At 41.9% G+C, this 17,516-nt stretch carries 14 protein-coding genes; 12 read left to right on the plus strand and 2 right to left on the minus strand.

Translation table 11 applies throughout. The features are described from left to right. The first annotated feature begins 1 nt into the window (after position 1). The 4 genes from OCK74_RS05260 to cysS all read left to right on the plus strand — a co-directional run bounded on the left by OCK74_RS05260 (position 2) and on the right by cysS (position 4,695). Entirely contained in the window at positions 2 to 682 is a 681-nt protein-coding gene (locus OCK74_RS05260) for a rhomboid family intramembrane serine protease (protein WP_279295959.1), read from the plus strand. Positions 683 to 720: 38 nt separating this feature from the next. Further along, complete coding sequence (locus tag OCK74_RS05265) at positions 721 to 1,650, plus strand: rhomboid family intramembrane serine protease (protein ID WP_279295960.1); 930 nt, start codon at positions 721 to 723, stop codon at positions 1,648 to 1,650. A gap of 195 nt (positions 1,651 to 1,845) precedes the next feature. Next, a complete protein-coding gene (locus OCK74_RS05270; protein ID WP_279295961.1) occupies positions 1,846 to 3,009 on the plus strand; it encodes an endonuclease/exonuclease/phosphatase family protein in 1,164 nt (387 codons plus the stop codon). A gap of 177 nt (positions 3,010 to 3,186) precedes the next feature. Further along, entirely contained in the window at positions 3,187 to 4,695 is a 1,509-nt protein-coding gene (cysS, locus tag OCK74_RS05275) for a cysteine--tRNA ligase (protein ID WP_279295962.1), read from the plus strand. Positions 4,696 to 4,746: 51 nt separating this feature from the next. Here cysS and mnmC2 read toward each other — a convergent pair whose 3' ends face one another. Continuing rightward, complete coding sequence (mnmC2, locus tag OCK74_RS05280) at positions 4,747 to 5,430, minus strand: tRNA (5-methylaminomethyl-2-thiouridine)(34)-methyltransferase MnmC2 (RefSeq protein ID WP_279295963.1); 684 nt, start codon at positions 5,428 to 5,430, stop codon at positions 4,747 to 4,749. Between the two features lie 125 nt (positions 5,431 to 5,555). On the opposite strand from mnmC2, the gene OCK74_RS05285 reads away from it, so the two are divergent. Beyond that, entirely contained in the window at positions 5,556 to 6,167 is a 612-nt protein-coding gene (locus tag OCK74_RS05285; RefSeq protein ID WP_279295964.1) for a DNA-3-methyladenine glycosylase family protein, read from the plus strand. A gap of 302 nt (positions 6,168 to 6,469) precedes the next feature. Here the strand turns inward: OCK74_RS05285 and hemW are convergent, their stop codons facing one another. After that, entirely contained in the window at positions 6,470 to 7,597 is a 1,128-nt protein-coding gene (gene hemW / locus OCK74_RS05290; protein WP_279295965.1) for a radical SAM family heme chaperone HemW, read from the minus strand. 97 nt (positions 7,598 to 7,694) lie between these two features. On the opposite strand from hemW, the gene OCK74_RS05295 reads away from it, so the two are divergent. The 7 genes from OCK74_RS05295 (at position 7,695) to porM (ending at position 17,510) form a co-directional block, all read left to right on the plus strand. Further along, positions 7,695 to 9,464: a POTRA domain-containing protein gene (locus tag OCK74_RS05295; RefSeq protein ID WP_279295966.1), complete on the plus strand. Its 1,770-nt coding sequence runs from the start codon at positions 7,695 to 7,697 to the stop codon at positions 9,462 to 9,464. Positions 9,465 to 9,623: 159 nt separating this feature from the next. Then, entirely contained in the window at positions 9,624 to 10,574 is a 951-nt protein-coding gene (locus tag OCK74_RS05300; RefSeq protein WP_279295967.1) for a DUF4271 domain-containing protein, read from the plus strand. A 28-nt stretch (positions 10,575 to 10,602) separates the two neighbouring features. Then, positions 10,603 to 11,397, plus strand: coding sequence for a uroporphyrinogen-III synthase (locus tag OCK74_RS05305; RefSeq protein ID WP_279295968.1), 795 nt, complete (start codon positions 10,603 to 10,605; stop codon positions 11,395 to 11,397). A gap of 198 nt (positions 11,398 to 11,595) precedes the next feature. Then, positions 11,596 to 13,626, plus strand: coding sequence for a thioredoxin domain-containing protein (locus OCK74_RS05310; RefSeq protein ID WP_279295969.1), 2,031 nt, complete (start codon positions 11,596 to 11,598; stop codon positions 13,624 to 13,626). Positions 13,627 to 13,761: 135 nt separating this feature from the next. Beyond that, positions 13,762 to 15,057 (plus strand): T9SS ring complex lipoprotein PorK/GldK, encoded by a 1,296-nt coding sequence (gene porK, locus OCK74_RS05315; RefSeq protein WP_279295970.1) that lies wholly within the window; start codon positions 13,762 to 13,764, stop codon positions 15,055 to 15,057. A gap of 106 nt (positions 15,058 to 15,163) precedes the next feature. Continuing rightward, positions 15,164 to 15,940 (plus strand): type IX secretion system motor protein PorL/GldL, encoded by a 777-nt coding sequence (gene porL / locus OCK74_RS05320; RefSeq protein WP_279295971.1) that lies wholly within the window; start codon positions 15,164 to 15,166, stop codon positions 15,938 to 15,940. A gap of 37 nt (positions 15,941 to 15,977) precedes the next feature. Next, positions 15,978 to 17,510: a type IX secretion system motor protein PorM/GldM gene (gene porM / locus OCK74_RS05325; RefSeq protein ID WP_279295972.1), complete on the plus strand. Its 1,533-nt coding sequence runs from the start codon at positions 15,978 to 15,980 to the stop codon at positions 17,508 to 17,510. The last annotated feature ends 6 nt before the right edge of the window (positions 17,511 to 17,516 follow it).

Here is a 17,516-nt window from a genome sequence, read left to right on the forward strand (position 1 = left end):
TATGAACGATTTTAAATACAGACCGGATAGCTTTCCGCCAATCGTAAAAAACCTGATTATTATTAATGTTTTGGTGTATATAGCTCAATTGACTATCAATGGGCTTACGGAAAAAATTATGTTGTACCCGGTAATGTTTCCGCAGTTTGAACCTTACCAGATAGCCACTCATATGTTTGCGCATGCACCTAATTCTTTCTTCCATATCTTGTTCAACATGTTTGGTTTGTGGATGTTTGGAAGGATTTTGGAGAATGTTTGGGGTGGCAAGCGTTTTTTATTATTTTACTTACTGTGTGGTGTTGGCGCAGCTGCCTGTCATATCCTGGTGCAGTACTTCAGTTTCGAGCAATGGCAACAGGCAATGGCAGCAGGCGATGAATTAAGAGCCGCCCGGTTTGAGCAATCTTTAGGACCTGTATTGGGAGCATCAGGAGCAGTGATGGGAATTTTGGCCGCGTTTGCCTACCTGTTTCCAAACACGGAACTTTATATTATGTTCATACCCGTTCCGGTAAAAGCCAAATGGGCTGTACTGGGACTTGTGGGAATTGATTTGTTTTTTGGCCTGGCTAGCTTCGGTAACGACAATATTGCTCGCTTCGCACATTTGGGTGGAGCTTTGACGGGATTTTTAATTGTTTTATTTTGGAACCGTAAAAACCGCCGGAGATTTTATTAACATCTTATCAATGGAAGATTGTAAATTTATTGTGTAACATGAGGTACTATCGAGAACAAAACAGAAGTAGGCTAACCGTGGGTCAGGACGGTAACTCATTGGTTATGCTGATAGCCATTCACCTTGTGGTGTTTGTGCTGCTGGCTTTTATTAAGGTCATTTACTATTTCAGCTACGGAAGGGATGGACTGGGGGTATACCACAACCAGGTACTGGATTTGATTACACTTCCTGCAAGTCTGTCAGTTTTGGTCAGGCAACCGTGGACGTTAATTACCCACTTCTTTGTTCATGACAACGTATGGCACATCATTGCTAATATGCTTTGGTTGTGGGCTTTTGGATATATTCTGCAAGACCTGGCTGGCAGCCGCAAGCTCGTTCCTGTTTTCGTTTATGGCGCATTGGCAGGTGCATTGGCCTATATTCTTGCATTCAACATTATACCGCCACTTCATGATGCCATGGGCAATTCAAGGGCCTTGGGAGCTTCTGCCGGAGTGATGGCCATTGCAATTGCTACTACAACACTTTCTCCTGGTTACCGCATATTCCCAATGATTAATGGGGGCATACCGCTATGGGTAATTACAATGATCTTTGTGATTATTGATCTGGCTACCATTCCATACAACAACCCGGGTGGGCATGTAGCTCATTTAGCCGGCGCGGGCATGGGTTTTCTGTTCGTTGTCCTGATGCGTAAGGGGTATGACGGTAGCAATTGGATGAATGCTTTCTTCGACTGGGTGAATAATCTCTTCAATCCCGATATACCTAAAAAAGGCCGCGATGTGAAGACCACCCTCTTTTATAAGAGTAATGTACCTCCATACAAAAAGAAAGTAAGCATAACTCAGCAAAAAATAGACGATATCCTGGATAAGATCAATCAAAAAGGATATCACTCTCTTTCTGAAGACGAAAAGGAGGTGCTCCGCCGCGCCGCAAGCAAAGACGAGATCTAAAATAAATCGTTAAGTTGATTGCTCAAGGTTCAGAGTTCATTATCAGCCAGGTTGCTTGATCATGAACTCTGAACTTTTTTATGATAAGTAGTTCCGCTGCACTCTGGTCTATAAACTCCCGGCATTGGACTATGAACTTTAAACGCTCAACTCTTCAGGTTTGGAACTTTGAGCTCATCATGATAAATTGCACTAATGGCAGGAAATTTTGCTTCACTGGCAAAAAAGGTTTTTATTTTTTTGAATCTACTGGCAGCATTCGTATTCCTGATTGCCTGCTATGGACCCTATCTGAATCCGCAATCCTGGTGGTTTCTGCTATTCCTTGGATTAAGTTTCCCTCTTCTGTTTTTAGTTATAATTTTCTTCATCTTCTTCTGGATACTTATTTCACCCCGTTATATTTTCATTTCTATAGCGGCCTTGCTCCTGGGATGGAAAGGCGTATCGGTATTTTTAGCTGTCCGGCCTATTCCTGATTTCAATACAGAAAAACCTAAAGACGTACTAAGGGTGGTGCACTGGAATGTAGCCCGGTTTGTAGAATGGAGACGCAATAATAATAAAGGAAGCCAGACAAGGCTAAGAATGATGGATCTCATACAACGCCAGAATGCTGATGTGCTTTGCTTTTCTGAATTTTATCATTCTACTGATTCCGAATATTATGACAACCTGAACTATGTAATGAAAGACCTCGGCTATCCCTACTTCCATTTTTCCTGGGATGATGATGGGGGGCGCCAATGGGTGGGGCAGGCTATTTTTTCCCGTTATCCAATCATAGATTCCGGGATAGTCCGGTTTCCTAAACCCGGCATTCAGGAAAGCCTCATCTACGCCGATGTTGTGTTTCATAGAGATACCCTGCGCTTTTATACCATGCACCTGCAATCGGTTCAGTTCAAGAAACGGGATTATGAGAACATTGAAAAAATAAAGCACCGCGACGATAGCATATTTGAAAGCTCCAGGGGCATTCTTTCGAAATTGAAACGCGCTACTATTATCCGGGCTCACCAGGCAGACATGGTAAAGAGTGCATTGAACAGCAGTCCTTATCCATCCATCGTGACGGGTGATTTTAATGACGTCCCTAATTCTTACACTTACTATACCATCAGCGACAACTTACAGGATGCTTTCCTGAAAAAGAGTTTTGGCGTTGGCCGCACTTTTTCCGGTATTTCGCCAACGCTTCGCATCGACTATATCCTGGCAGCCAAAAGCCTCTCCGTGCTCCAATTCGACCGGCATGTGCGCAAATACTCCGACCATTACATGCTGGTAGCCGACTTAAAAGTCAATCCCCCCGCCCCAAAAGAGAAAATTATACCTGCTCCAAAAAAGAAAAATTGAAATGGGGCCTAATTTTAGCCGGCATCTTTCTCAACTATATTCATCTCACAATTCAAGAATTTTCTATTCCACATTTTCCATTCTTTCTTGTTTAAAGCTCATTCATCATGTCCTATTCACCGCCAAACTACAAACTTCAAACTCTAAACTTCAATCTCCTTTCTTTACTTTGCACTTATGAGCACATTGAAAGTTTACAATTCTTACAGTAGAGAAAAAGAAGAATTTGTTTCCCTTGTTCCTGGTCACGTGGGTATGTATGTGTGCGGACCCACAGTAAGCGGAGAGAGCCATCTGGGCCATGCCCGTCCATATGTAACGTTTGATGTAATTTACCGCTACTTGATGCACCTGGGGTATAAGGTGCGTTATGTGCGCAATATCACTGATGCCGGTCATTTTGAAGAAGAAGGTCGTGAAGCTGAAGATAAGATTTCGAAAAAGGCCGTTATTGAAAAGTTGGAACCCATGGAAATGGTGCAGAAATATACCAACCTGTTCCACTGGGCCATGCAGCAGTTCAACTGCTTGCCGCCTTCTATTGAGCCGACCGCAACCGGCCATATTGTTGAACAAATAGGAATGATTGAAGAAATTATCAAAGCCGGTTTTGCTTACGAAGTGAAGGGAAGCGTATACTTTGATGTGAAGAAATATGCGGAAAGCCACGATTATGGAAAGTTGAGCGGAAGGATCGTGGAAGACCTCCTCACCACTACCAGGGAACTGGAAGGTCAGGATGAAAAACAGAATAAAACAGATTTTGCATTATGGAAAGCTGCTCCACCCCAGCACATCATGCGGTGGAAAAGTCCTTGGGGCGAAGGCTTCCCAGGTTGGCATATTGAGTGCTCCGCTATGAGTACCAAGTATCTGGGTAAGCAGTTCGATATACATGGTGGAGGCATGGACCTGCTTTTCCCGCACCATGAGAGTGAGATCGCTCAGAGCACTATTTGTAACCACGTAGCTCCTGTACGTTATTGGATCCACAACAACATGATCACCATCAACGGCCGGAAAATGGGCAAGAGCTACAATAATGTGATCAAGCTTACGGAACTGTTCAGCGGGGATCACCCTATACTGGAAAAGGCTTATTCGCCCATGACTGTACGGTTCTTCATCCTGCAAACGCACTACCGCAGTACGCTTGATTTTAGTAATGAAGCACTGCAGGCAGCGGAAAAAGGCTTGAAGCGTTTAATGGAAGCTTATGAATGGTTGAAAGAATTGCCGGTTAGCCAGCTGCCTGTTTCAGGTGACGGTCAGCAAACGGATAATGAACTGGATGAACGTTGCGCTAAACTCATTGGAGAGTTGGATGAATTCATGAACGATGATTTCAATACAGCTAAAGTATTGGCCAATATCTTCGAGCTGGTGCCGGTCATCAATACTATTAAAGATAAAAATGTCTCTGGTGGAGGATTGTCTGTAGAAACTTTAAAGTTACTGCAAAGCCAGATGAAACTGTATGTAGAAGATATCCTCGGCTTGAAAGGTGAAACCGCTGCAGAAGGAGATAAGCTGAAAAGTGTAATGGATGTCTTGATTTCTATCCGCAAAGAAGCCCGCGCCAGGAAAGACTGGGCTACTTCCGATAAGATCCGTAATCAGTTAGCTGAAGCAGGCATTTTGCTGAAAGATGAAAAAGACGGCAACATTAGCTGGACAGTGAAATAGCTTAGCTGGTTTGGTATGGCCTGATGAAGTTTGCGCCCCAAAATAGACACTTTAGTGCCTTTGGGGCGTTTTCACAGCTCTCACAATCTCTCTCTTTCCAGGCGGCCCGGCCAATTTAGTGACCACAAACCCCGCCGCCTGCATGGCCCTGCGTACACTCCCTTTAGAGCAGTACGTCACTAACACTCCTCCTTCAACCATTATATCAAACAGCTTTCTAAACACATCCTCTGTCCATAACTCTGGTTGCGCTGATGGTGCGAAGGCGTCGAAATATACAAGGTGAAAGGATTCCTGTGCAGTGAAACTTAATATATCTGTTTGTTCCTTGCGCAGGGTAAAATATTTATTGATGGTATGATCTACTCCCCATGGACAATGATGCAATCGCTCAAAAAGATCCTGCTGCCCTAAAACAAGTTGATAGTTCAATGAATTGGCTTCTACTACGGAAAGCGGGTATTTCTCAACTGCCGTGTAGTAAATGTGTGCTTTTCTCTTTTCTCCTTCAATCGCAGTTAAAAATGCATTGAGTCCGGTACCAAATCCCATTTCAAAAATCCGCAACTGAGTTTTCTGCTGCTCAGGTTGACTCAATAAGTACACCAACCCGGTTTCAATAAATACGTGCATGGACTCCTGAATAGCTCCATGATGAGAATGGTAGGTAACATTCATTTCCGGTATTGCCACTGTATGCGAACCATCTTTTGTAACTATGATCTCTCTTTTCATCAACCAATTCAATTAAATAATCCCTCATGCAAACTTCCAAATAATCCCTCATAATTTACTTTTTAACCATTAATCCTGATCCTTTTCATTGCTGGCTCTAACTTGGCATTTCGTACTTTTATCCCATGCACTACATCGCCCACCTTTCGAAAGACAAAAAGTTGAAAAAGCTGATCGATACACAAGAACCTCAGCAATTGAGTTTCCATCACAACATTTGCCTTCGGCTATGTGCTTCCATTATGAGTCAGCAGTTAAGTACCAAGGTGGCCCAGGTGATTTATAGGCGTTTTCTTGAATTATACGGCGGTAAAGAACCTACCCCTCAGCAAATTGTTGATACGCCTCTGGAAACTCTTCGAGGTATAGGACTTTCCAATGCCAAAGCCGCTTATGTGCAAAATGTCGCCCGGTTTGCTTTAGAACACAACCTGGACGATAAGAAACTGGAAAGCTTGGAAAATGAAGAAATCATAAGCCTCCTCACTCAGATCAAAGGGGTAGGCAAATGGACTGTGGAAATGCTGCTGATGTTTACCTTAGGCAGGGAAGACATTTTTTCTATAGACGACTATGGTATTCAAACAGCGATGAAAAAAGTTTACAAGCTTGATGATACCAATAAAAAAGAATTCCGCCAGCAGCTTTTGAAAATATCCGGCAAATGGGCGCCCTTTAGAACCTACGCCTGTCTGCACCTATGGTTATGGAAGGATAATGCTCCTGTGAGCGGATAGTGTCATCGTTGCCACAAACACCCAATTTTAAATGCTGCATTTTCCTTTTTCTCCCCGATCTATAGGGAAATTCGAAAGAGCTCTTATAGTAATCTTATAGAAAACTTACAGTAAAGTTATAGTAATCTTATAGTAAAGTTATAGTAAACATCCTCCGTACATACTCCCTAGCTACTCCATATATAGTCCGTATCTACTCCGTACCTAAGGCGTATCTAAGCCATATCTGCTCTATCAGCATGGTATTGATTACCTCAACATCCCTAAATCCCAAATCCGAAATCCGAAATCCCATAGCCCCTCTATACAAAAAACAGCTCCGCTGCAATCCCATCAGCCAGTAACATTCCATCCTCTGTAAGGCTAACATGAGTCTCTTTCCTGGTAATCAACCCGTTATCAGCATATGGCTTTAGTCTTTCTTCCACAAAAGCAGCCTTTTCTCTCCCCCAATGCCTGGCAAGCCTATCCAGGTCCATGCCTTCCAATGTACGAAGGGAGATCATTATATATTCATTTAACTGCTGGTTAGGGGTAAGTATTTCTGTTTCATTGGCTAGTTCTGATTTATTGATAGCCTCAATATAGCTCATATTATTCGCCACATTCCACTGACGACTGTTGCCATTGAAAGAATGCGCCGAAGGACCAACCCCCAAATACTTTTCACCTCTCCAGTAAGACGAATTATGCCGGCTGCGACAACCGGGCAGGGCAAAGTTGGATACTTCGTAATGCTCATATCCCTTTTCTTTCAGCCACTGCATGAGCAATTGAAAGTGCCTGGCCTGTTTATCCGGATCAACATCTTCCTTCTTATGCTGCCTGATTTGCTTATGCAAAGGCGTTTTTTCTTCTACAGTCAGCGCATAGCAGGAGAGATGCGGGATATTGTAGCCATTTGCAGTCTCAACATTTTGCTTCCAGCGCTCGTCTGAAAGTAGGGGAGAACCATAAATGAGATCGATATTAAGATTATGAAAACCAGCCTTCTGGCTTTCTTCAATGCATTGAAATGCCTGGTCAGCATTATGGGCCCGGTTCATCCAGCGCAGGTCATCCTCAAAAAAGGACTGTATGCCTATGCTCAACCGGTTGATTCCCTGGCTCTTCCAGCCATCTAGCATTTCTTTGGAAATATTGTCCGGGTTTGCCTCCAGGGTTATTTCCGCTTCCGGCAATACAGCAAATGTTGAATGTACCTGGTTAAGAATATGTTGGCAATCCTCAATAGACAATAAACTCGGCGTTCCGCCCCCGAAATAAATGGTAGATAATGGCTCACCCTCTAAATAGTCTTTCTGCAGCTCAATTTCTTTGATCAAGGCCTGAACAAATTCATTCTTATACCGCAAAGATGTGGTAAAATGAAAATTGCAATAAGCGCATGCCTGCCTGCAAAAAGGGATATGCAAATAAATTCCAGCCAATTTCGTTGTATAATTTGTGATTGTAAAACGTAAGAAATCTTATATTCTTATTAAAATTTGTACCTATAACTTCGCACCACGTTACTTACTATAATTGATGCCGCACTCGAACTACCTGCTTTGCTGCTTTTTCCTGCTTTTGTCCCTATGGGCTAAAGCTCAACCTTATTCGGTACACTACCGTGGAGCAGATTCAGTAATTTCAGAGCGACTTCAATTAACACGCAAATTTACTTCCCGTCCCGAAGCCGAATCTTACCTTAACAATCTGCCAACGCTTTTACAGGCCAAAGGTTACATTGCCTCCTCTGTAGACAACATAAGCTATGATTCTGTTCACGCAGAGGTGCAGCTATACCTGGGAGAGCGATTCCAATGGGCCAGGATATCCACCAAGTCAAAAGACGAAGATTTTTTACAGGCTATACACTGGCCTGCCCGTTCTTTTTCCAATAATGGTTTTGACTTCCCGGCCTTCCAGGCATGGCAGGAAAAGCTGATGAACTACATGGAGGAAAGTGGTTATCCATTTGCCCGGATTTATCTGGATAGTATTTCCATTCAGGGAAATGATGTGGCCGCCCTTTTGCAGATTGACCGTGGCCCCCTTTATATGATTGACAGCATCCGCATCAACGGTAATGTTAAGATCAGTAAGGAGTTTCTGGAACATTATCTGGAAATTCCCCGGAAAAGCATTTACAATAAAAAGAAGCTGCAGGCCATCAGTCAAAGATTAAAGCAGCTAACTTATATAGAAGAAGTACGCCCATCTACGGTGACTATGCTGAGTACAGGCTCTATCCTCGATCTGTATCTAAAACCTAAGAAAAGCAGCCAGCTAAACGTACTGGCTGGTTTTATGCCCAATAGCAATCCGAATGAAACGAAGCGGTTTCTGATTACAGGCGAGGCTAATGTTTTGTTGCGTAATTCGTTAGGTGCCGGAGAAACTATCGGTCTCAACTGGCAGCAATTACAGGCAAAATCGCCGCGGCTGAACCTGCTTTACGATCATCCTTTTGTTTTTAATTCCCCTGTCGGATTCAATTTTACGTTCGATATGTATCGTAAGGACAGTACTTTTCTGAACTTGAACATGCAGGTGGGGGGCAATTATATGGTCAGTGCCACTCAGTCGGCCTCTGTATTTCTTCAGAAGCGCCAAAGTATATTAAGTGCAATAGATACTACTTTGATCAAGCAAAGTAAGCGGTTACCGCAGCAGGCAGATGTAAGCTCTAATAACCTGGGAGTCGCGTTCCTTGTCAATACCACCAATTATCGTTTTAACCCGCTAAAAGGAGCAGAGTTTTACCTTTCTGCTGCAGCTGGTATCAAAAAGATCAAAAAGAATAATCAAATCCTTGAACTTAAGGATCCCTCATTCAATTATGAAAGTCTTTATGATACAGCAAAGTTGAAGACACACCAGGTGCGGGTCATTGCTTCAGCGGCAAAGTATTTTCCAGTAGGCAGGCAAAGCGCCCTTAAAACAGGTATTAATGCCGGTGTTTTTCAGAGTGGTAATTATTTCCTGAACGAACTTTTCCAGGTTGGGGGATATAAATTGCTCCGTGGCTTTACTGAGGAAAGCGAATACCTGGCACAATATGCAATCGGCACATTGGAATATCGCTACCTCATTGGCCTTAACTCTAACTTCTTTGGTTTTATAGATGGCGGTTGGGGACGAAACCCTTTACAGGAACAAAAGAATCATTCTTATATAGGAACCGGTCTGGGCATGGCATTTGAAACCAAGGCCGGTATTTTCAATCTTGTCTGGGCTATAGGCAAGCGTAACGATACTGAACTAAACCTTCGCCAATCAAAGGTTCACCTGGGCTTCGTAAACTACTTTTAGCCACCGCTTCAAATCTCCAACTTCCGACCTCAAATCTCAAAATCCCCTCTACCATCTATTATCCATCATCTGTCATCCCCATTCGTCATTCGTCAATCGAATCATTCGTCATTCCAATCGTTCCCCTGCTTATCTTCGTGCCCAACTCTGGTTTTGTTTGTGAAATATATTTTAATAGTAATTTTCAGCTTTTCGATAAGTTTTGGTTTCGGACAGTCTACTGACAGCTTAAGAGTAAAGGCAGACAGCGTATTGACAGCAGATACTGTAAAAAAAGATACAGTTGCTGTTAAGATTGATTCTGCAGCTATCAGGGCTGCAATGCTTTCTGATTCTTTATACAAGCTTGCCCAACACAGGTTCTATAGATTGGTCGATACTACTGTTTACAGCCACAATCCTTTTTTCTCCTTCAAAAACCCTGAGAAGCAGATAAGTGAAAAGAAAATATGGAGAGGAAAAGAAGCGCTATTCTATTCTATTCTTTTAGTATTGATCATATTTGCTTTGGTCAAAAACATGTTTCCTCGCTACCTGGACGATATCTTCCGGATATTCTTCCGTACATCAATGAAACAACGGCAGATTAGAGAGCAAATGATGAATACTCCTTTGGCATCATTGCTCTATAACCTGATTTTCCTTTTGGCAGGAAGCCTATTTGTTACATTACTATTCCAGCATTATAGGCTAGGAACATATTTTAATTTCTGGCTATTATTGCTATATGGCTTGGCTGGTCTGGCAATAATTTATGCCGGGAAATTCATCACCCTGAAGATCTTTGGCTGGATGCTTAATATTTCCGACGCTACAGACATATACATTTTTATCGTCTTTACTGCAAATAAAGTAGCGGGTGTTTTGATATTGCCATTCATTATCGGGCTGGCTTTTACTGATGGGATTCTGTACACCGCCCTATTTACCGTAAGCCTGATTATGGTAGGTTCCCTGTTTCTTTACCGTTTTTACCTTTCATTCGTTTCGGTTCATAAATTAATACAAATTAACATTTTCCATTTCCTGATATACTTGTGTGCTTTTGAAATTGCGCCTCTTTTACTGATTAACAAACTCTTGTTAGCGTTTTTCGCTGAATCTCATTAACTTTGCGGCAACTTTTTAGCCGAACCATATGGTAAAAAACGGAGTTAATAAGGCCTCTGCCGATAGCAAAACTAAAATATTGATTACGCAGCCAAGGCCTGAGAGCGACAAATCTCCTTATTTCGAACTTAGCAGGAAGTATGATGTGGAATTAGATTTCCACCCTTTCATACGTCTGGATGGTATTCCTGCAAAAGAATTCAGAAAACAAAAGATTGATATTCAAAGCCATACAGCGGTAATTTTTACCAGCAGGAATGCTATTGACCATTTTTTTCGTCTCTGTGAAGAAATGAAGATTAGTGTATCTCAGGAAACAAAATACTTCTGCATCACGGAAGCCGTTGCTCTTTACCTGCAAAAGTTCATTTTGTATAGGAAGCGTAAAGTGTTCTATGGGGCTGATGGTACCAATAAGAGCCTTTTTGACGTAATCAATAAGCATAAAGGAGCAGAAAAATTCCTCTATGTTTGTTCTGAGAACCAGCAGGACAATGAAATTACTGGTTGGCTGAAAGCGAACAATTGCGACTTTTCGCTGGCATTCATGTATCGTACTGTCAGCAATGATGTAAAGGAGATATTATCCCAAAACGCCTATAATGTGATTTGCTTTTTTACACCTAGTGGGGTAAAAAGTCTCTTTGATAATATTCCTGGTTTTGAGCAAAATGGAATGATCATTGGTGCTTTTGGCAGCAATACCTCAAAAGCTGTAGAAGATGCTGGTCTCACTTTAAGCATTAAAGCTCCTCAACCCCAGACTCCTTCAATGGTTGCTGCACTGGATCAGTTCCTGGCAGCCACAATAAAGAAGAAATAGTTTTACATATCTCAGAAAAATTAAAACCCGGCAGGTGAAGGCTCATTTAATAGCTACCCTTCCGGGTTTTTTCATCAATACTTTCCCTTAGTTAACCACCCTAACTTCTCATTAAAACTCATTATTAATTTGTTTCATTCTTTGATCATTCGCCGCATAGTACGATTATTGTAATACCAAAACTCAAGAATCTTAGTTATGTCGCCCTTTATCAATCGGTTAGCTAAAGAAACTAGCCCTTATTTATTGCAGCACGCCCACAATCCGGTGGATTGGTACCCCTGGGGAGAGGAAGCGTTTGCTAAAGCGCAAAGTGAAGACAAACCTATTCTTGTGAGTATTGGATATGCAGCTTGTCATTGGTGTCATGTAATGGAGAGAGAAAGCTTTGAAAACCCTGATGTCGCAGCAATTATGAATGAACATTTCGTAAACATAAAAGTGGACAGGGAGGAACGGCCAGATGTAGATCATATCTATATGGATGCCGTCCAAGCTATGACCGGTAGCGGTGGTTGGCCCCTTAATGCTTTTTTGACACCAGATGGTAAACCTTTTTATGGTGGCACCTATTTTCCTCCCCAAAGGGCATTTAACCGTGCTTCCTGGACAGAGGTTTTGCAGGCGATCGTAAAAAGTTATACAGAAAAAAGAGATGAAATAGTAGAACAGGCTGAGAACCTGACAGACCATCTTGAAAGATCTAATTCTTTCGGTATTGAAACGCCCGCTGATAATGTAAGTAAGGAACTGGTGGATACAGCGTTTCAAAACATCATGAAGAATGCTGATAAGGTATGGGGTGGCTTTGGAAGAGCACCTAAGTTCCCTCAGACTTTTGTGATTCAGTTTTTATTGCGCTATGCGCAGTTGACAGGTAATCAGGAGGCCAAGGAGCAAGCACTTCTTAGTTTAGATAAGATGATGCAGGGCGGTATCTACGATCACGTTGGGGGTGGTTTTGCCAGATATTCTACAGATACTGAATGGCTGGTACCTCATTTTGAAAAAATGCTGTATGATAACGCCTTATTGATTTCTTCTTTATCAGAGGCTTACCAGGCAACAAAAGAGGAAAAATATAAAGAAGTCATTGATGAAACGCTCCGGTTTATTGAAAGTGATTTGATGCATGTTGACGGAGGTTTTTTCAGTGCATTGGATGCAGATAGTGAAGGGGAGGAAGGAAAGTTTTACGTATGGGACTATGAAGAAGTAAGAGCTATAGTTGGAGAAAATGCAGATATCTTTTGCCAGTATTTCAATATCAAAAAAGAAGGGAATTGGGAAGGGAAAAACATTCTACATACTTCTTTAGCTATTGAAGACTTTGCCAGTCAAAACAGATTGAGTCCGGCAGCCCTGCGCGTAATCATTTCTGATGGTAAAAGAAAGCTGTTGGAGGCGAGAAGTAATCGTATCAAGCCTTTATTGGATGATAAGGTGATTTTAAGCTGGAATGCCCTGGTGAATCGGGCTTATTCAAAGGCATATGCAGCTACGGGTAATGTTCATTACAGGGAAGTAGCTGAAAGGAACATGCAGTTCTTGCTCAATGCTTTTACCAATGGAAGTGAGTGGTGGCATACGTGGAAAAATGGTCAGGCGAAACATCCTGCTTTTCTAGACGATTTTGCTACCCTGATAGCAGCTTTGATTGAGCTTGCTCAGGTGACAGCGGATTACAAATGGCTAAGACTGGGAGAGACCCTGTCCGAAGAGGTAATGAAGCAGTTTGCAGATACTGAATCCGCTTTCTTTTTTTACACCAATGTGACACAAAAAGATGTCCTGTTGCGTAAAAAAGAGCTTTATGACGGAGCAGTTCCATCAGGAAATTCACTAATGGCTTGCAATCTTTATTATTTATCATTATTTTTCGATAAACCAGAATGGAGGAAAAGGGCTGAGACTATGGTTTTATCCCTTTGTGATGTAGTTGTAAAATATCCTACATCCTTCGGTGTTTGGTTGTCGGATTTATTCGAAATAATTTATGGCATTAATGAGATTGCAGTTGTAGGCCCAGGATATAATGAAAGTCTGAAAGAGCTATTATCTGTTTACATCCCTCATAAAGTGCTTATGGCTGCAGGAACAGCTGACAGCTCCCTGCCTTTGTTGAAAGACAAATCAGGAGATGGGTTACAGATTTACTTATGCAAGGGCTATGTATGCCAGCAGCCAGTGAAAACCATAGAGGCACTCAGAAGTTTGATGCAGGTGTGAATTATTTTGGTAAAAATGCAATAAATAAGGAAAACAGCCGTTTCAATTGTTAAGTCTAAATAACCGGAACTTAAAATGATAAGAAATCAATTCAGCTTAGGATCAAAATCATATATTTGCTCAATACCCCTACGTATGAAAATGAGAAACCGTCTGGCAATAATTGCCCTTGCAGCAATATCATTAACTAGCTGCGGTTCATTAGGAAAAAAGGAAAAAGGGACTACATTTGTCGGTAACGGTCAGTTAGTCGGTGTTGCTCCTGGTTCAAAATATGTATTACCCAAGCCGCCCGGCATGGTATACATTCCTCAAGGAACCTTCCACATGGGACCCAGCGATGAAGACCCCTCTTATGCATTTAGTGCACGTAACCGTTCTGTTTCCATCAGTGGCTTTTGGATGGACGCTACAGAAATCACAAATAATGAATATCGTCAGTTTACCCAATGGGTGCGCGACTCCATAGCTGCTAAGAAGCTGGGCTATGTGAAAAGCAGTTCTGATGGTATTGAGTATGTGGATTGGGCAAAAATGCAAAAGTTAAAATGGAATGATCCTAAAGTTGTTGAACAGTTAGGTCAGACAGACCTGGTGCTTTCTCCGGAAGACCGCATTTTTGGCAAAAAAGAAATTGATGCCTCTAAGCTGATCTATCATTCAGAAACCTTCGATCTGAAAGAAGCCGCAAAAAGAGAAAATGCCGGAAAACCACGCTCTCAGTTTATTGTTAAATCTGATGTAAAGATCTATCCTGATACTTTGGTTTGGATCAGAGACTTTGCTTACTCTTACAATGAACCGATGACCAAAAGATACTTCTCTCACCCCGCTTTCGGAAACTACCCTGTTGTAGGTGTGAACTGGAAACAAGCTACAGCTTTCTGCGAGTGGAGAACACACTATTTAAACTCATGGCTTGAAAGCAAAGGCCGCGTTCAGGAGTCCGACTTTCGTCTGCCTACTGAAGCTCAATGGGAATACGCTGCACGTGGAGGCCGTTCACAATCTATGTTTCCTTGGGGTAATTATTACCTGAGAAATAAAAAAGGATGCTTGCTGGCTAACTTTAAACCTGGCCGTGGTAATTATCCTGAAGATGGTGGTTTCTACACTGTGCGTGCTGATGCTTATTGGCCAAACGACTTTGGTTTGTATTGCATGTCCGGTAATGTAGCAGAATGGACTTCATCCATTTATTATGAAGGATCTTATACTTTCCAGCATGATATGAACCCAGATGTTCGTTGGAATGCCAAGGATACTGATCCTCCAAAAATGAAGCGTAAGGTTCTGCGTGGCGGAAGTTGGAAAGATGTAGGTTATTATCTTCAAACTGGAACTCGTACTTATGAGTACCAGGATTCTACAAAATCCTATATAGGTTTCCGTTCAGTAATTGATTTACCAGCACAGGCTACAAGAAAATAAGTTTTTAATTCTTTCGTTATAACTGCAAGAGACAATCTGCATATGGTTGTCTCCTGCCTATACTTTAAAATTTTTAACCGACAATCCTTTTAAAATCTCGTTTTTTATGGCAGCAGCTATTCCTCCTAAAGTAAGTAAGTATGTTGATGTAGCCGTTTCGTTTGGTGCATCATTAGTAATTTGGGGCGCTTTAAGAAAAATTACCCACGCTCCTGATGCAGAGCTCTGGCTTTGGATCGGTTTATCAACAGAAGCAATAATATTTGCATTGTATGGTGTTCTGTATATTATTTATCCTGCCGTTAAAGATTCATCTCACAGTGAAGAGGTTCTTGTAGATGCTACACCCGGAGGCCGTGTATTGGGAAGTATGGAAAAAGCTATGCTGGAAGCTGATATCACTCCTGCCAACCTGAATAGGCTGGGTGAAGGTTTCAAAAAGCTGAACACTACAATTAGCAACATGACTGATATTTCAGATGTTGTTGCTGCTACTGGTGATTATACAAAAAGAACCAGGGAAGTGACCACGGCTTTGTCTCAGGTTAAAGATGCATACATCAATGCTGCAAACTCTGTTGGTGCTTTCAATGCAGCTTCCGATGGCGCTCGTCTTTTCCACGACCAGATCCAAGTATTAACTAAGAATCTTTCTTCCTTGAATACGATCTACGAACTGGAATTGCAGGAAAGCAATAACCACCTGAAAACCCTGAACCAGTTTTATGGCAAGCTGGCTGAAACATCTTCTGTTATGAATGGTACAGCTCAGGATGCTAAACGCGTACAGGAGCAGGTATCTTCTTTAGCAAACAACCTCAGCCGCCTGAACAATATTTATGGCAATATGCTGACTGCAATGCAGGGAAGTAATGGTAAGTAAAGTATAAAATCTAAAATCCTAAATCGTAAAATAGATTATGGCACTACCTAAAGAGCCACGACAGAAGATGATCAACCTGATGTATCTGGTGTTAACAGCCTTGTTAGCATTGAATGTATCAGCGGAGATCTTGAATGCCTTTAAAACTGTTGATAATAGCTTAACCTCGACTAACAAAACTATTAATGCTTCTACCGGCGCCATAATGAAATCATTACTGGCTAAAACATCGGAAGCCGAAACAGCAGAGAAAGCAAAAATTTGGTATAGCAAAGCTGACCAGGCTCAGAAGCTGACAACCCAAATGTTTAGTGATATTCAGGTTTTGAAAGACAGGATATTAAAGGAGGCAGATTTTGATCCAGCAAGAAAAGGTGATTCAACTTTCAAACAAGATAACCTGGATATTGCGACACGCATTATGGTTGAGCAAGGTGAGGGAAAGAAACTCTACCAAAAACTAGCAGAATATCGTAAAAACTTGTTGGCAATTGATCCGCTTATTGGTAAACAGCTCGCAAATGATTTGCAAATCAATCTTGGAATGCCTGCAGTTCAGGATAAAAGCAATAGAACCTGGGAAGGCGCTTACTTCCGTATGGTTCCAACTGTAGCAGCAATTACAATTTTGAGCAAATTCCAAAACGATGTAAAAACTTCAGAAAATAAAGTTGTTGCATTCTGTCATCAGCAAGTTGGACAGGTTGAAGTTCGCTTTGACCAGTTTGCTCCAATTGTTGGCCAAAGTTCAAATTATCTGATGCCTGGTCAGGAAATAGAAATAACTGCAGGTGTTGGTGCTTTCAACTCACAAGCTCAGCCCGCCATTTCAATTGGTGGTAGTGCTGCGCAAGTTCAAGGTGGTGTTGCAAAAATGAAACTTGCCGCAGGCGGTATAGGTAACCATTCCATTCCTGTAAGGATTTCTTACATTGATCAAGATGGCCAGAGAAAGACAATTGAAGAGTCTGTTGAATACACAGTAGGACAAGCAAATGCTTCGATTGCCTTGGATAAAATGAACGTACTGTATATTAATGTGGACAACCCTTTAACAATCGCAGCCAGTGGTGGTGGTGATGATAAAGTACAGGTATCTATTAGTGGCGGTGGTGGTTCTATAACAAAAATTGGCCCTGGTAAATACAATGCACGAGTAACTTCTGTAAGTGACGATTGCCGCATTACAGTTTCTGTTGACGGAAAAGTAGCTGGCGCATCCCAGTTCCGTGTTCGCACAATTCCAGATCCTGTTGCTACAGTTGGGGGGCTTCCCAGCGGTGATAACGTTTCCGCCGGTGCCTTTAAAGCGCAATCTGGTGTGGCTGCCTGGATCAAGGACTTTCCCTTCGATTTAAAATACACTGTTACTAGTTTTACACTTACTGCAGATACTGATGATGGTGATATCGTTGAGGCCCCATGTACTGGAAATACCTGGAGCCCAAGTGCCCAGAATGTCATTAAAGGTTTGAAAGCGGGTAGGTTGGTTACTATTGATAATATCCGCGCAGTAGGTCAGGATGGTAGAAGCAGAAAATTACCTTCATTAGTATATTATATTAAATAAGCAATG

This window comes from Paraflavisolibacter caeni, assembly GCF_025628885.1.
Taxonomy (GTDB): domain Bacteria; phylum Bacteroidota; class Bacteroidia; order Chitinophagales; family Chitinophagaceae; genus Flavisolibacter; species Flavisolibacter caeni.